The organism is Citrobacter sp. Cb041, assembly GCF_030336655.1.
Taxonomy (GTDB): Bacteria; Pseudomonadota; Gammaproteobacteria; order Enterobacterales; family Enterobacteriaceae; genus Citrobacter; species Citrobacter braakii.
Map to the genome: position 1 here is coordinate 146,592 of NZ_JAOWDD010000043.1, position 13,394 is coordinate 159,985.

General features: G+C 54.2%; 15 protein-coding genes. 10 read left to right on the forward strand and 5 right to left on the reverse strand.

Going from position 1 to position 13,394, the window contains the following annotated elements; all coding sequences use genetic code 11:
- The 4 genes from mepA to OGV52_RS21555 are packed head-to-tail and all read left to right on the forward strand — an operon-like array spanning position 1 to position 2,493.
- Positions 1–825 (forward strand): penicillin-insensitive murein endopeptidase, encoded by an 825-nt coding sequence (gene mepA, locus OGV52_RS21540; protein WP_016153875.1) that lies wholly within the window; start codon positions 1–3, stop codon positions 823–825.
- Positions 825–1,634 (forward strand): sulfite exporter TauE/SafE family protein, encoded by an 810-nt coding sequence (locus OGV52_RS21545; RefSeq protein ID WP_016153874.1) that lies wholly within the window; start codon positions 825–827, stop codon positions 1,632–1,634. Before mepA ends, OGV52_RS21545 begins: the two co-directional genes overlap by 1 nt.
- Positions 1,634–2,182 (forward strand): elongation factor P hydroxylase, encoded by a 549-nt coding sequence (locus OGV52_RS21550; protein ID WP_016153873.1) that lies wholly within the window; start codon positions 1,634–1,636, stop codon positions 2,180–2,182. The genes OGV52_RS21545 and OGV52_RS21550 overlap by 1 nt, the downstream gene beginning before the upstream one ends.
- Before the next feature lie 32 nt (positions 2,183–2,214).
- Positions 2,215–2,493 (forward strand): YfcL family protein, encoded by a 279-nt coding sequence (locus tag OGV52_RS21555; RefSeq protein ID WP_016157057.1) that lies wholly within the window; start codon positions 2,215–2,217, stop codon positions 2,491–2,493.
- 103 nt (positions 2,494–2,596) lie between these two features.
- On the opposite strand, the gene mnmC is transcribed toward OGV52_RS21555, so the two are convergent.
- Complete coding sequence (gene mnmC / locus OGV52_RS21560) at positions 2,597–4,597, reverse strand: bifunctional tRNA (5-methylaminomethyl-2-thiouridine)(34)-methyltransferase MnmC2/FAD-dependent 5-carboxymethylaminomethyl-2-thiouridine(34) oxidoreductase MnmC1 (protein WP_287109132.1); 2,001 nt, start codon at positions 4,595–4,597, stop codon at positions 2,597–2,599.
- Between the two features lie 159 nt (positions 4,598–4,756).
- On the opposite strand from mnmC, the gene fabB reads away from it, so the two are divergent.
- Entirely contained in the window at positions 4,757–5,977 is a 1,221-nt protein-coding gene (gene fabB, locus OGV52_RS21565; protein WP_016157055.1) for a beta-ketoacyl-ACP synthase I, read from the forward strand.
- Between the two features lie 53 nt (positions 5,978–6,030).
- Here fabB and OGV52_RS21570 read toward each other — a convergent pair whose 3' ends face one another.
- The 3 genes from OGV52_RS21570 to OGV52_RS21580 form a co-directional block, all read right to left on the reverse strand.
- Complete coding sequence (locus tag OGV52_RS21570; protein WP_286455430.1) at positions 6,031–6,555, reverse strand: YqhG/Tai3 family protein; 525 nt, start codon at positions 6,553–6,555, stop codon at positions 6,031–6,033.
- Positions 6,555–6,923, reverse strand: coding sequence for an NlpC/P60 family protein (locus OGV52_RS21575; protein WP_016153868.1), 369 nt, complete (start codon positions 6,921–6,923; stop codon positions 6,555–6,557). Before OGV52_RS21575 ends, OGV52_RS21570 begins: the two co-directional genes overlap by 1 nt.
- Positions 6,924–7,078: 155 nt before the next feature.
- On the reverse strand, positions 7,079–7,330 hold the full coding sequence (locus tag OGV52_RS21580; RefSeq protein WP_016153867.1) for a helix-turn-helix domain-containing protein: 252 nt from the start codon (positions 7,328–7,330) through the stop codon (positions 7,079–7,081).
- A gap of 173 nt (positions 7,331–7,503) precedes the next feature.
- Between OGV52_RS21580 and OGV52_RS21585 the strand changes: the two genes are divergently transcribed.
- Both OGV52_RS21585 and OGV52_RS21590 read left to right on the forward strand, forming a co-directional pair.
- Positions 7,504–7,881 (forward strand): MerR family transcriptional regulator, encoded by a 378-nt coding sequence (locus OGV52_RS21585; protein ID WP_287109133.1) that lies wholly within the window; start codon positions 7,504–7,506, stop codon positions 7,879–7,881.
- Positions 7,882–8,060: 179 nt separating this feature from the next.
- Positions 8,061–9,239: an MFS transporter gene (locus OGV52_RS21590; protein WP_016153865.1), complete on the forward strand. Its 1,179-nt coding sequence runs from the start codon at positions 8,061–8,063 to the stop codon at positions 9,237–9,239.
- On the opposite strand, the gene flk is transcribed toward OGV52_RS21590, so the two are convergent.
- A complete protein-coding gene (flk, locus tag OGV52_RS21595; RefSeq protein WP_016153864.1) occupies positions 9,236–10,237 on the reverse strand; it encodes a flagella biosynthesis regulator Flk in 1,002 nt (333 codons plus the stop codon). The two genes, OGV52_RS21590 and flk, sit on opposite strands and share 4 nt — an antisense overlap.
- 108 nt (positions 10,238–10,345) lie before the next feature.
- Here flk and pdxB point away from each other — a divergent pair, with 108 nt between their 5' ends.
- The 3 genes from pdxB (at position 10,346) to truA (ending at position 13,375) form a co-directional block, all read left to right on the forward strand.
- Positions 10,346–11,482 (forward strand): 4-phosphoerythronate dehydrogenase PdxB, encoded by a 1,137-nt coding sequence (gene pdxB / locus OGV52_RS21600; protein WP_016153863.1) that lies wholly within the window; start codon positions 10,346–10,348, stop codon positions 11,480–11,482.
- A gap of 67 nt (positions 11,483–11,549) precedes the next feature.
- A complete protein-coding gene (locus OGV52_RS21605) occupies positions 11,550–12,563 on the forward strand; it encodes an aspartate-semialdehyde dehydrogenase (protein ID WP_131405184.1) in 1,014 nt (337 codons plus the stop codon).
- A complete protein-coding gene (truA, locus tag OGV52_RS21610) occupies positions 12,563–13,375 on the forward strand; it encodes a tRNA pseudouridine(38-40) synthase TruA (RefSeq protein WP_016157050.1) in 813 nt (270 codons plus the stop codon). Before OGV52_RS21605 ends, truA begins: the two co-directional genes overlap by 1 nt.
- The last annotated feature ends 19 nt before the right edge of the window (positions 13,376–13,394 follow it).

The following is a 13,394-nucleotide window of genomic DNA, read 5'->3' on the forward strand; positions in this document are numbered from 1 at the left end:
ATGAAAAAAACGGCACTTGCGGCGCTGGCTCTGTTTGCCAGCACCGCCTGTCTGGCGGCGACGCCCTGGCAGAAAATTACCCATCCGGTTGCAGGCAGCGCGCAGTCTATCGGCGCATTCTCCAATGGCTGTATTGTTGGCGCAGATACGCTGCCTGTACAGTCAGAACACTATCAGGTGATGCGCACCGATCAGCGCCGTTACTTTGGCCATCCGGATCTGGTGATGTTTATCCAGCGTCTGAGTAATCAGGCCAACAATCTGGGGCTGGGTACGGTGTTAATCGGCGATATGGGCATGCCGGCCGGTGGGCGATTCAATGGCGGTCACGCCAGCCACCAGACGGGACTGGATGTAGATATTTTCCTGCAACTGCCGAAAACCCGCTGGACCCAGTCGCAACTGCTGCGGCCGCAGGCGTTAGATCTGGTCTCACAGGATGGCAAACGTGTCGTGCCGTCACTCTGGAAGCCGGAGATTTTCAGCCTGATCAGGCTGGCGGCAAAAGATAATGAAGTCACGCGTATTTTCGTGAATCCGGCGATTAAGCAGCAACTTTGTCTGGATGCAGGGACCGACAGGGACTGGTTGCGTAAAGTGCGGCCATGGTTCCAGCATCGTGCGCATATGCACGTACGGTTACGTTGTCCTGCCGACAGTCTTGAGTGCGAAGATCAACCGTTACCACCACCGGGTGACGGCTGCGGCGCGGAGCTGCAAAGCTGGTTCGAACCTCCGAAACCTGGAACCACCAAGCCTGAGAAGAAGACACCGCCGCCGTTGCCGCCTTCCTGCCAGGCGCTACTGGACGAGCATGTACTCTAATGGATCATTTTGCCTCTCTGTTTATGGTGTCGCCACTGCTGTTAGGTGTGCTTTTTTTCGTGGCGATGCTGGCAGGTTTTATTGATTCTCTGGCCGGAGGCGGTGGTTTACTCACTATCCCGGCATTGATGGCGGCCGGAATGCCACCCGCGCAAGCGCTGGCCACCAATAAGCTGCAGGCCTGTGGAGGATCTATCTCTTCCTCCCTCTATTTTATTCGCCGGGGCGTGGTTAATCTGGCGGATCAGAAGCTCAATATCTTCATGACTTTTATCGGTTCAATGAGCGGCGCGCTGTTGGTTCAGCACGTGCAGTCAGATATTCTGCGCCAGATCCTGCCGGTTCTGGTTATCTGTATTGGCCTTTACTTTCTGTTGATGCCGAAAGTGGGGGAGGAGGACCGACAGCGTCGGTTGCATGGGTTGCCTTTCGCGCTGGTGGCCGGGGGCTGCGTCGGCTTTTATGATGGCTTTTTTGGTCCGGCTGCGGGGTCGTTCTACGCGCTGGCCTTTGTCATGCTGTGCGGCTACAACCTGGCGAAATCGACGGCCCACGCCAAAGTATTAAATGCCACATCGAATATCGGTGGGCTGTTGCTGTTTGCCCTCGGCGGCAAAGTGATTTGGGCGACCGGATTTGTGATGCTCATTGGCCAGTTTATTGGCGCACGGATGGGCTCACGGCTGGTGCTCAGTAAAGGACAAAAACTCATTCGGCCAATGATCGTCATTGTCTCCGCCGTGATGAGCGCCAAGCTACTTTATGATAATCATGGACAGGAGATTCTCCACTGGCTGGGGATGAACTAATGAATAATACCCATCACTACGAACAGTTAATTGAGATTTTTAACGGCTGCTTTGCCGATGAATTTAATACCCGTCTGATTAAAGGCGATGACGAACCGATCTATCTTCCTGCGGATGCGGAATTACCGTATCACCGTATCGTTTTTGCGCATGGCTATTACGCCAGCGCGTTACACGAAATTTCACACTGGTGCATCGCCGGTAAGGCGCGGCGTGAACTGGTCGACTTCGGTTACTGGTACTGTCCGGATGGACGCGACGCGAAGACGCAATGCCAGTTTGAAGATGTGGAAGTGAAGCCGCAGGCGTTTGACTGGCTGTTTTGCATGGCGGCGGGCTACCCGTTTAACGTCAGTTGCGACAACCTTGAAGGGGACTTTGAACCGGATCGCGTGGTATTCCAGCGCCGTGTTCATGCACAGGTGATGGAGTACCTGGAAAAGGGGATCCCTGAACGTCCGGCGCGCTTCATTAACGCGTTACAGAATTATTATCACACGCCTGAACTTAAGGCGGAACAATTCCCGTGGCCCGAGGCGCTCAACTGAAGTCGCTGCCACGTTTACAATGAGGAAAGAAGATGATCGCGGAGTTTGAATCACGCATTCTGGCATTAATCGACGATATGGTAGAGCACGCCAGCGATGATGAGTTGTTTGCCAGTGGCTATTTGCGTGGACACCTGACGCTGGCCGTGGCCGAACTGGACGCTGGCGAGGACCATTCCGCTGAGGCATTGTACGCCAATGTGACCAGCAGCCTGGAAAAAGCCATCAGCGCAGGCGAACTATCGCCGCGTGACCAGGCGTTAGTGAAAGAAATGTGGGACACTCTGTTCCAGAAGGCTACTGCACAATAATTGCGGTAAATTGTGCCGGATGGCGACGCTCTGGTGTCTTATCCGGCCTACCTTGTTGGGGTGTTTGTAGGCCTGATAAGCGTAGCGTCATCAGGCCATCCTTTTATTTCACCGCTTTACCCTTCAATAACTTCCTGACCCACAGACGATTTGGATTTAGCGCCGCCAGCGTGCTGGCATCCATGGGAATCGGTTCATTGCTCATTTGCGAAGCCAGAATTTCTGCACACAGCGGGGCAGTACACAGCCCGCGCGATCCCAGCGCGCCCAGCATAAATAAATCGGAATAAACCGGCGCGCTTACGGCGTGCTCTTTGTCTGCAGCAAGTGTGGTGTACTGGCTGAGCGTGGCGTCATAGTCCGCGACGTTGCCGACCATTGGCATGTGATCGCGCGTGGCGCAGCGTACCCCGCAGCGGGCGGCATTGTCACTAACGTCTACCTCTTTTGCCCACATAGCGTTCGGGAAGCAGTCGATTAAGCGTTGACGGTTTTGTTGCTGATCGTCCTCGCGATACGCTGTCTCTTCACTCCCTCGATGATAGCTGGCGCCAATGCAGTGCTGCTGATTTTGCGGGTTGTGCGGCGTGAGGTAGCCGTCATAGCACAGCACCTGACGTAACGCTGAAAGTGCAGGTGTGGTGGGAATATGACTCACCTGACCGCCCACGGAGTACACCGGTAGCGGCTGCGTTTGCTCAAAGCCGCTAATGCGATGACCGTTAGCCAGAACGACTGCTGCGTGAGAGGCGGTTTCTCCACTGGAAAACTGCAATTGCCAGCTTGCTGTCTGGCGAGTCAGTGAGGCCAGCGTATGTTGGTAGCGGGTGCATAATCCCAGGGTTGTTGCATAGTCCAGTACCGCGGCGGTTAACTGCGCCGGGTACAGCCATCCTCCGGCCGGATACTGAATCCCGCCGCATCCGGTTTCCACACCTGTTGTTTGTAAAACCTGCTGTGCGTCAACCCCGACGGCGAGCGCAGCGGGCAGTTCAAGGGACAGCATCTGGGTGATTTTTTGCTGGCTTTTCTCATCCCACGCGAGTTGCGTCACGCCGCACCAGTCATGCGCGAACTCAACGGGGAGGGTGTCATACAGTCGACGGGCGAAGGTAAACGCAGTGGGGAAAAAGAGATTAATGGCCGCGTCATGTTTGCTAAGTAGGGGGTAGAGCGCCCCCTGGCGATTACCGGATGCGCCCCCGGCAGGTTTATCGTCGGCGCAATACAGCGTGACCTGCCAGCCGCGGCGCAATAACGCCAGTGACAGCAATGCGCTGGCAATTCCTCCACCAATAATGGCGGCTTCGCGCTTATCTGTTCCCGTACGCGCAAACCATGGCGCCGAGGAGATGAGCGCCTGAGTCTGTTCCATCACGCCACAGAGCATTTCGCGTTTGCGCCCAAAGCCTTTGCATTTTTGCATTGTAAACCCGGCTTCCTGCAACCCCCGACGTACAAAGCCTGCCGATGTAAAGGTTGCCAGCGTCCCGCCGGGACGAGCCAGTCGGGCCATCGCGTTAAACAGCTTTGGCGTCCACATATCCGGGTTTTTTGCCGGTGCGAAACCGTCCAGGAACCAGGCGTCCACCTTTTGATTCAGAGAGTCATCCAGCGTACTGGTCAGTTCGTTAATATCGCCAAACCACAGATCCAGCGTGACGCGCCCATCATCAAGCAGCAGGCGATGACATCCCGCCAGCGGCAGCGGCCATTGTTCTTGCAGTGCCGTGGCCCACGGGGCAAGTTCTGGCCAGTGCTGGTGGGCTAAGGTGAGATCTTCACGCGTCAGCGGATATTTTTCAAAGCTGATGAAATGTAATCTTTCCAGGGTAGCTTCTGGGTGGGTATCGCGAAAATCGGCAAATGCCTGCCAGAGCGTGAGGAAGTTAAGTCCGGTGCCAAACCCGCTTTCTGCCACCACGAAGAGAGGACGTGAATGCGCAGGGAATCGTTGTGCGAGATGGTTACCGCCGAGAAAGACGTAACGTGTCTCTTCCAGCCCGTTATCATTAGAAAAATAGACATCGTCAAAATCTCGGGAAACAGGTGTACCCTCAGCGTTGAATTCAAGGTTGGCAGGTTGTATAGCGTATTGTTTCACGTAAGTTACTCGTCTGACAGGCTGTGACCCGATCTTAGCGATGAGTGCCTGGCTGCGCAAATTTCCACATAAAATGGCTGATCGGACTTGTTCGGCGTACAAGTGTACGCTATTGTGCCACTCGAAACTTTAAAATAGTGCGACTTACAGAGGTATTGAATGAAACGTGCAGTGATTACTGGCTTGGGCATCGTTTCCAGCATCGGTAATAACCAGCAGGAAGTCCTGGCATCTCTGCGTGAAGGACGTTCAGGGATCACTTTCTCTCAGGAGCTGAAGGACTCCGGCATGCGTAGCCACGTTTGGGGCAACGTAAAACTGGATACCACTGGCCTCATTGACCGCAAAGTAGTGCGCTTCATGAGCGACGCATCCATCTATGCATTCCTATCAATGGAGCAGGCAGTGGCTGATGCCGGCCTGGCTGCAGAAGATTACCAGAACAACCCGCGCGTTGGCCTGATTGCAGGTTCCGGCGGCGGCTCCCCACGTTTTCAGGTGTTCGGCGCTGACGCAATGCGTAGCCCACGTGGTCTGAAAGCGGTTGGCCCGTATGTGGTCACCAAAGCGATGGCGTCCGGCGTTTCTGCCTGCCTCGCAACGCCGTTCAAAATCCACGGCGTAAACTACTCCATCAGTTCTGCCTGTGCGACATCTGCGCACTGCATCGGCAACGCGGTAGAACAAATTCAGTTGGGCAAACAGGATATCGTTTTTGCTGGCGGCGGCGAAGAGCTGTGCTGGGAAATGGCGTGTGAATTCGATGCCATGGGCGCGCTGTCGACCAAATACAACGACGATCCGTCAAAAGCTTCCCGTACCTATGACGCAAACCGCGACGGTTTCGTTATTGCTGGCGGCGGCGGTATGGTCGTGGTTGAAGAACTGGAGCACGCTCTGGCACGTGGTGCGCACATCTATGCGGAAATCGTCGGTTACGGCGCAACGTCCGATGGCGCAGACATGGTTGCTCCGTCTGGCGAAGGCGCAGTACGTTGCATGCAGATGGCGATGCACGGTGTAGACACGCCGATCGACTACCTGAACTCTCACGGTACCTCGACTCCGGTAGGCGACGTGAAAGAACTGGGCGCAATCCGCGAAGTGTTTGGCAACAACAGCCCGGCAATCTCCGCAACCAAAGCGATGACCGGTCACTCACTGGGCGCGGCTGGCGTGCAGGAAGCTATCTACTCTCTGCTGATGCTGGAACATGGCTTTATCGCGCCAAGCATCAACATTGAAGAGCTGGATGAGCAGGCGGCAGGTCTGAACATCGTGACCAAACCGACCGAGCAGGCGCTGACCACCGTGATGTCCAACAGCTTCGGCTTTGGCGGCACCAACGCTACGCTGGTTATGCGTAAGCTGAAGGCGTAAGTCTCCGCTTGAATACGAAAAAAGGGAGCCGACAGGCTCCCTTTTTACCGTGTTTACTTCGGCATTTTTTCGTATTCCGGCGCGATCTCAGCGGACCATGCTCTGGCTCGCGTAATCTCTCCGGCATTGTAAATGGGCTGCTCGTAATGACGACCCGCGTCCCGGACACGATAAATTTTCCACTGTCCTTCCTCCCAACGGGTATATACCTCCAGTTGAATAGGGGCTGACTCAGTGCCTAACTGCAGGTTCAGTTTTTCACCGCCGAGGAATGGCTGCGCCTGTCCAACCCGCAACAGCGGGATCCATGCCGGTGCGTAATCCTGCACATACATAAAGTAGTCCGCTTGCACGATCTCCTGCTCATAAAGCGTATCAATTAGCGCCAGACGCCCGATAACCTCTTTGGCGACATAGCGTTGCAGTAATGCTGATGTTTCGCGGGGCGCATCCGGATCCTGAGTGTAGTTCTTCATCCACGAAAGATAGAACTGTTTCACATCCTGCGTGCTGTCACGGTGAGAAGGGGTACAGCCACAAATCAGCAGGATGAGAACAATCAGTGGAAAGGCTTTCATTACTTCTTCCTGTAAATGGTGTATGACGGCTTTGCGGTCCGATAACCTGGACCGGCCCACATGTCTCGCTGTTTGAAGTCGGAATACCAGTCATGACCGTCATATATCGCCATGTGACCGCTCGGGTTTCCATTAGCATAAGGTTGAATGATGATGACATCCCCTTCGCGCGGCTCTTCAAGCGCGCCAATGGCGCTGAAACCGGCGTTTTTCAGCATCGGACCATAATCTTTGGCATGGTATGTGCGCCCAAGAGTAACGCCGCCTGCCTGAACAGCTTTGCGGGTATATTCCGCACAGCGCCCTTGTGAATGTGAACTCGCGTGCGATTTGGCGTAATTGACCGCCACCTTTTTATCCCAACTCATAACGACTCCTGTTAATAACATACGTAATAGCAATTACGTGATGCTTTAACAGTATTTACGCAATTGGAAATGGCAAATAGTGCTATTAATATTCTCAATATATTAAGCTGGGATATTTATTAATTTATATGCTCGATAAATTACGAGTGATCTATTTAATATTCAGTATTACTTGTTTTATCCTCTGGCTGCTGGCGTGGATAGCGTGACGGCCAAATCACGTCTGGCGAGGTTTCGAGCGCCTGCGCAATGATCTGTTCCGCTCTGGGCCAGCTTCGGGTAAATACATTGCGCAGTGAATCGGGTGATAATCCAGCCGCACGAGAAAGATCTCTGAGCGTGATTCCTTTTTTTTCCAGTGCACTTTTAATATCTGCACGATGCCAGTCTTGGCTTTTGTGTTCCATTCTGTAATCCTAAGGAAATGTGTTATCGGCGCCGATATTTTTCAGGGTATAAACCAGAGAAACAAAAGAATGTAACTTTCTTTTTTGTCACTGGAATATTGCCAGAATAAAACTGAAATTTCGCGGAAAAGAAAAAATATTTTTTATTCCACAGGCAGAAAGGAAAGAAACTAATGGCAAAAGAGTGGTTCACGGTAAAGGAATGTCTTGAATTGCCGGGGTTTCCAGGAAGCGCGCCTGCGGTTCGTTCCCGTTTAAACATGTACAGTGAAGGCAAAGAGGGCGTGAAGCGCAAACGTGTTAAATCAAAGGCTGAGGAGTTTCATATCTCCATTTTCCCTTTGTATCTCCGTCCTTACCTGAAAGAAACTGAAAAGGTGCTGGCCTTAGAGAGCCGTTGCGTACAGGAAGCGGAACCGAAAGAGATCTGGGATATGATGTTCAAACTGCTGACGCCGGGGCAGCGCAAGCAGGTGACCGGACTGTTTGGCACAAAAGGAATTGATGCTGTATTTCCTTTTTTATTCGACGAAAAGTCGTCTTTACCGTGAACCAACCTGGTGAGATTTCAGGGTTGACAAATTTAGTGGCTCACAGGCAGACTTCGCACTCAACATTATCTATCTGATAATGCGTAAGCGTTTAACGTTATCCAACGCACCTTAATCCTGAAAGTCAGGTAGAGGGGGCGTGGACATTCCTCGCCTTACTCTGCATTTTGGAGTAACGCATGACAGCTGTAACCCAACAAGAAAAAACACCTTCGGCGAACTTTTCGCTGTTTCGTATCGCTTTTGCAGTTTTCCTGACCTATATGACGGTCGGTCTACCTTTGCCCGTTATTCCTCTGTTTGTGCATCAGGAGCTGGGCTATGGCAACACCATGGTTGGTATCGCCGTAGGCGTACAGTTTCTGGCAACGGTATTAACGCGCGGCTACGCCGGGCGCTTAGCCGATCAATATGGCGCCAAACGTTCGGCGCTACAGGGGATGTTTGCCTGTGGGTTGGCGGGTGCGGCGTGGCTGTTAGCCGCGCTATTGCCTGTTTCTGTCCCTGTAAAATTTGCATTGTTAATCGTCGGGCGTTTGATCCTCGGTTTTGGCGAAAGCCAACTGCTCACCGGAACGCTGACCTGGGGGCTTGGGCTGGTCGGTCCAACACGCTCGGGTAAGGTGATGTCGTGGAACGGGATGGCGATTTACGGTGCGCTGGCCGCCGGTGCACCGCTGGGCTTGCTGATCCATAGCCACTTTGGCTTTGCGGCGCTGGCGGGAACGACAATGGTATTACCGCTGCTGGCATGGGCATTCAACGGCACCGTTCGCAAAGTGCCTGCTCATGCAGGAGAGCGCCCTTCGTTATGGAGCGTGGTAGGGCTTATCTGGAAACCGGGCCTGGGCCTGGCGCTGCAGGGCGTTGGCTTTGCGGTGATCGGTACGTTTATTTCACTCTATTTTGTCAGCAACGGCTGGACGATGGCGGGGTTCACCCTGACCGCGTTTGGCGGGGCGTTTGTGCTGATGCGCATTCTGTTTGGCTGGATGCCGGATCGGTTCGGAGGCGTGAAGGTAGCCGTTGTCTCCTTACTGGTTGAAACCGCGGGGCTGATTCTGCTGTGGCAGGCCCCATCAGCATGGATTGCGCTGCTCGGGGCGGCATTAACCGGGGCAGGGTGTTCGCTTATCTTCCCGGCATTGGGCGTAGAGGTTGTGAAGCGAGTGCCCGCGCAGGTTCGCGGTACGGCGCTGGGCGGTTACGCCGCGTTTCAGGATATCTCCTACGGCATAAGCGGCCCGGTCGCCGGGGTGCTGGCCACCGCGTACGGTTATCCCTCGGTATTCCTTGCCGGAGCGATATCCGCCGTGGTGGGGATTGTCGTGACGCTGCTTACGCTGCGCAAAGGTTAAGCGACCAGCCAGAAAATGGCTAATGCGATCATTAACGCGACAAACAGCAGTCCCGGTCGTGCCGACAGAGATTTTACCGTTTCAATCATCGGCGCGAACGGGCTGTAAATAGGCTGAAGATGGCGCGGATCGTTTAGCTCGCGTTCCCGTTCTACGCGGCGCAGGAAGATTTGATTCAGCAAGTCCTGCACCTGCACCGTGGTCAGAATCGTTTGTGGTTGGATCTGATACGTCTGCTGCGCGTACTCTTTTATTGCCGTCAGCTCATTCGGCTCTAATGGCAGCTTCAGGGCTGCCTGGAGCGTTTGTAGCGTCGGGGCGCTTTGCAGGCTGAGCGTCTGGCGCGCCTGCAGCCAGGTGACCAGATGAGTAAACTGTTTGGCGGGGATCAGCTCACCGCTTTTTACGCCAGACAGCTCTAACATTGACTGCCAGATCATCTTACCTGACTCTCCCGTGGCCGCCGCCAGTTTGGTAACCAACTGGTTCAGCGTATTGTGCTCTGCGGGTAATAACGGACGATCGGTGGCCGGGCGCTGTTGCGGTTGCGGTATAGAAAGCTGCCCTTGTTGCAGCAGCGTGAGCACGTTCTTCAACTGCTCAGGCGTGAGCTGGCTGAGCGCCGTTTGCCCATACTGCTGACGGATAAAATCACTTACCGCCTGACGGTTATTTCCCTGACTCAGTAATTCAGTGAGCTGTGAGAGAACCTGACGATTAGCATGATTTTGCTGAGCAACACCCAGCCGCTGATTCAGGTTTTGCTCCGCGGCAGGAAAGTGACGTGATTGCAGCGGCGTATCACTTTTGACGCCCAGATCGTGCTTCATTCCGGCCCACACCTCGGCGCTTTGCTGTTGGGTGAGTGAAATCAGACGGGTAATCAGTCGTTCCAGCACGGTACGTTGTTGTGTGGATAACGGTTGTTCACCCGCAGCAGAAGGGGCATTTTGGCCTTCGCCGGGAGGGCGTGCGGGTGTACCTGAAATGGGCTGCATCATCTCTGTTCCTTAAATCTGTGCTGACCAGGTCTCGCAGTATGCCTGGCGGCGAGATTATGGCACACTTGCCCGGTTAACTCTCGTTCTCAAACAGGTGCGAAAGACGTGAAAATCCTCGTTGATGAAAATATGCCCTATGCCCGCGAACTGTTCAGTCGTTTGGGGGAGGTCAAAGCGGTTCCCGGTCGCCCGATTCCCGTTGCCGAACTGGATGATGCGGATGCCTTAATGGTGCGCTCGGTGACGAAAGTAAATGAATCACTGCTTAGCGGAAAACCGGTTCAATTTGTCGGCACGGCAACCGCAGGCACGGACCATGTGGATGAAGCTTGGCTTGCGCAGTCGAAGATCGGCTTTTCCGCAGCGCCCGGCTGTAACGCGATTGCGGTCGTAGAATATGTTTTTTCAGCGTTGCTGATGCTGGCGGAGCGCGACGGGTTTGCGTTACGCGATCGTACTGTAGGCATCGTAGGCGTGGGCAATGTGGGCGGACGTTTGCAGGCACGTCTGGAAGCACTGGGGATCCGCACGCTGCTGTGCGATCCGCCGCGAGCCGATCGCGGTGATGAGGGAGATTTCCGCTCGCTGGACGAACTGGTAGAGCAAGCCGATGTGTTGACTTTCCATACGCCGCTGTTTAAAGACGGACCGTACAAAACGCTGCACCTGGCAGATGATGCGCTGATTAGCCGGCTGAAGCCGGGCACCATTGTGATCAACGCCTGCCGCGGGCCAGTCATCGACAATACGGCATTGCTGAACCGATTGAATGCCGGGCAGTCGCTGAGCGTCGTGCTGGATGTCTGGGAAGGGGAGCCGGATCTCAATGTGGCATTGCTGGAGAAAGCCGATATCGGCACGGCGCACATTGCCGGGTATACCCTGGAAGGAAAAGCGCGCGGCACCACGCAGGTCTTTGAGGCTTTTAGCAAGTTTATTGGTCGCGAACAACACGTTGCGCTCAATACCCTGTTACCTGCGCCGGAATTTGGTCGTATCACTCTGCATGGCCCGTTAGATCAGCCAACGCTGAAAAGGCTGGTGCATTTAGTGTATGATGTGCGCCGCGATGATGCGCCGCTGCGTAAAGTCGCTGGAATTCCGGGTGAGTTTGATAAGCTGCGTAAAAATTATCTTGAGCGCCGTGAATGGTCGTCTTTATACGTGATGTGTGACGACGCAACGGCTGCTGCCTTGTTGTGTAAGCTGGGTTTTAACGCTGTTTATCACCCGGCACATTAATGTCTTCTTAATGCTCCCTGTCGAATAATGCGACAGGGACGCTTACGTATTTCTGGAGTAAATCACCATGTCTGAAGGCTGGAATATTGCCATTCTGGGCGCAACGGGCGCCGTAGGCGAAGCCCTGCTCGATACGCTGGCTGAACGCCAGTTCCCGGTCGGTGAAATTTATGCGCTGGCGCGTAATGAAAGCGCGGGTGAGCATCTGCGTTTTAACGGTAAATCGGTCCTTGTTCAGGACGTTGTAGACTTTGACTGGACGCAGGCGCAACTGGCATTTTTTGTTGCGGGCGCTGAAGCCACCGCCGCATGGGTGGAAGAAGCGACCAATGCCGGTTGCCTGGTTATCGACAGCAGTGGCCTGTTCGCGCTTGAGCCGGACGTTCCGCTGGTGGTTCCGGACGTTAACCCGTTTGTACTGGCGGATTACCGCAACCGCAATGTGATTGCGGTGCCTTCCAGCCTGACCAGCCAACTGCTGTCTGCGCTGAAGCCGCTAATTGATGACGGCGGGCTGTCACGTATTACGGTGACCAATATTATTTCTGCTTCCGCTCACGGTAAAAAAGCCGTAGATGCGCTTGCCGGACAGAGCGCGAAACTACTGAACGGCATCCCGATTGACGATGACGATTTCTTTGGTCGTCAGCTGGCGTTCAACATGCTGCCGATGCTGCCGGATCGCGAAGGTAGCGTGCGCGAAGAGCGCCGTATCGTCGATGAAGTGCGCAAAATTATGCAGGACGACGGGCTGCTTATCTCCGCCAGCATCGTGCAGTCGCCGGTATTTTATGGCCACGCACAGATGGTGAATTTTGAAGCTCTGCGTCCGTTGGCGGCGGAAGAAGCACGCGATGCGTTTTCACGCGGTGAGGACGTAGTGTTGTCAGAAGAGACCTATATCCCGACGCAGGTTGGTGATGCGTCAGGTACTCCGCACCTTTCAGTTGGCTGTGTGCATAACGATTACGGGATGCCGGAACAGGTTCAGTTCTGGTCTGTGGCAGACAACGTACGCTTTGGCGGCGCGTTGATGGCGGTGAAAATTGCGGAAAAACTGGTGCAGGAGTACCTGTACTAATGTCTGACCTGCAACAGCCGTCAACCCATAAAATTGCGCTGGGCATAGAGTATGACGGCAGCAAATATTATGGCTGGCAGCGCCAGAACGAAGTGCGTAGCGTTCAGGAAAAACTGGAAAAAGCGCTCTCTCAGGTGGCGAATGAACGCATCACTGTCTTTTGTGCGGGACGCACGGATGCGGGCGTTCATGGCACAGGGCAGGTCGTGCACTTTGAAACGACTGCCCAGCGTAAAGATGCGGCATGGACACTGGGGGTAAATGCGAATTTACCTGGTGACATCGCTGTGCGCTGGGTGAAAGCTGTACCCGATGATTTCCATGCTCGATTTAGCGCCACGGCTCGCCGTTATCGCTACATCATCTACAATCATCGGTTGCGCCCTGCGGTTTTAGGTAAAGGGGTAACCCATTACTATGAACCGCTGGACGCTGAGCGTATGCATCGTGCGGCCCAGTGTTTGATTGGCGAAAATGATTTTACCTCGTTTCGGGCGGTGCAGTGTCAGTCGCGCACACCGTGGCGTAACGTGATGCACATTAACGTTGAACGTTTTGGTGCATATGTGGTGGTGGATATTAAAGCGAATGCCTTTGTACATCATATGGTCAGGAATATTGTCGGCAGCCTGATGGAAGTAGGCGCCAACAACCAGCCGGAGAGCTGGATAGCAGAACTGCTAGCGGCGAAGGACAGAACGCTGGCAGCGGCAACGGCGAAAGCGGAAGGGCTGTATCTGGTTGCAGTAGATTACCCGGAACGGTTCGACCTGCCAAAACCGCCTATGGGCCCGCTATTTCTGGCGGACTAATTTGAGTCGTATAAAGGCA

What these genes read in the sequence shown, in the direction of transcription:
- mepA (WP_016153875.1), top strand. Translation starts at nt 1, where the DNA reads ATGAAAAAAACGGCACTTGCGGCGCTGGCTCTGTTTGCCAGCACCGCC.
- OGV52_RS21545 (WP_016153874.1), top strand. Translation starts at nt 825, where the DNA reads ATGGATCATTTTGCCTCTCTGTTTATGGTGTCGCCACTGCTGTTAGGT.
- OGV52_RS21550 (WP_016153873.1), top strand. Translation starts at nt 1,634, where the DNA reads ATGAATAATACCCATCACTACGAACAGTTAATTGAGATTTTTAACGGC.
- OGV52_RS21555 (WP_016157057.1), top strand. Translation starts at nt 2,215, where the DNA reads ATGATCGCGGAGTTTGAATCACGCATTCTGGCATTAATCGACGATATG.
- fabB (WP_016157055.1), top strand. Translation starts at nt 4,757, where the DNA reads ATGAAACGTGCAGTGATTACTGGCTTGGGCATCGTTTCCAGCATCGGT.
- OGV52_RS21570 (WP_286455430.1), bottom strand. Translation starts at nt 6,555, where the DNA reads ATGAAAGCCTTTCCACTGATTGTTCTCATCCTGCTGATTTGTGGCTGT.
- OGV52_RS21575 (WP_016153868.1), bottom strand. Translation starts at nt 6,923, where the DNA reads ATGAGTTGGGATAAAAAGGTGGCGGTCAATTACGCCAAATCGCACGCG.
- OGV52_RS21580 (WP_016153867.1), bottom strand. Translation starts at nt 7,330, where the DNA reads ATGGAACACAAAAGCCAAGACTGGCATCGTGCAGATATTAAAAGTGCA.
- OGV52_RS21585 (WP_287109133.1), top strand. Translation starts at nt 7,504, where the DNA reads ATGGCAAAAGAGTGGTTCACGGTAAAGGAATGTCTTGAATTGCCGGGG.
- OGV52_RS21590 (WP_016153865.1), top strand. Translation starts at nt 8,061, where the DNA reads ATGACAGCTGTAACCCAACAAGAAAAAACACCTTCGGCGAACTTTTCG.
- flk (WP_016153864.1), bottom strand. Translation starts at nt 10,237, where the DNA reads ATGCAGCCCATTTCAGGTACACCCGCACGCCCTCCCGGCGAAGGCCAA.
- OGV52_RS21605 (WP_131405184.1), top strand. Translation starts at nt 11,550, where the DNA reads ATGTCTGAAGGCTGGAATATTGCCATTCTGGGCGCAACGGGCGCCGTA.
- truA (WP_016157050.1), top strand. Translation starts at nt 12,563, where the DNA reads ATGTCTGACCTGCAACAGCCGTCAACCCATAAAATTGCGCTGGGCATA.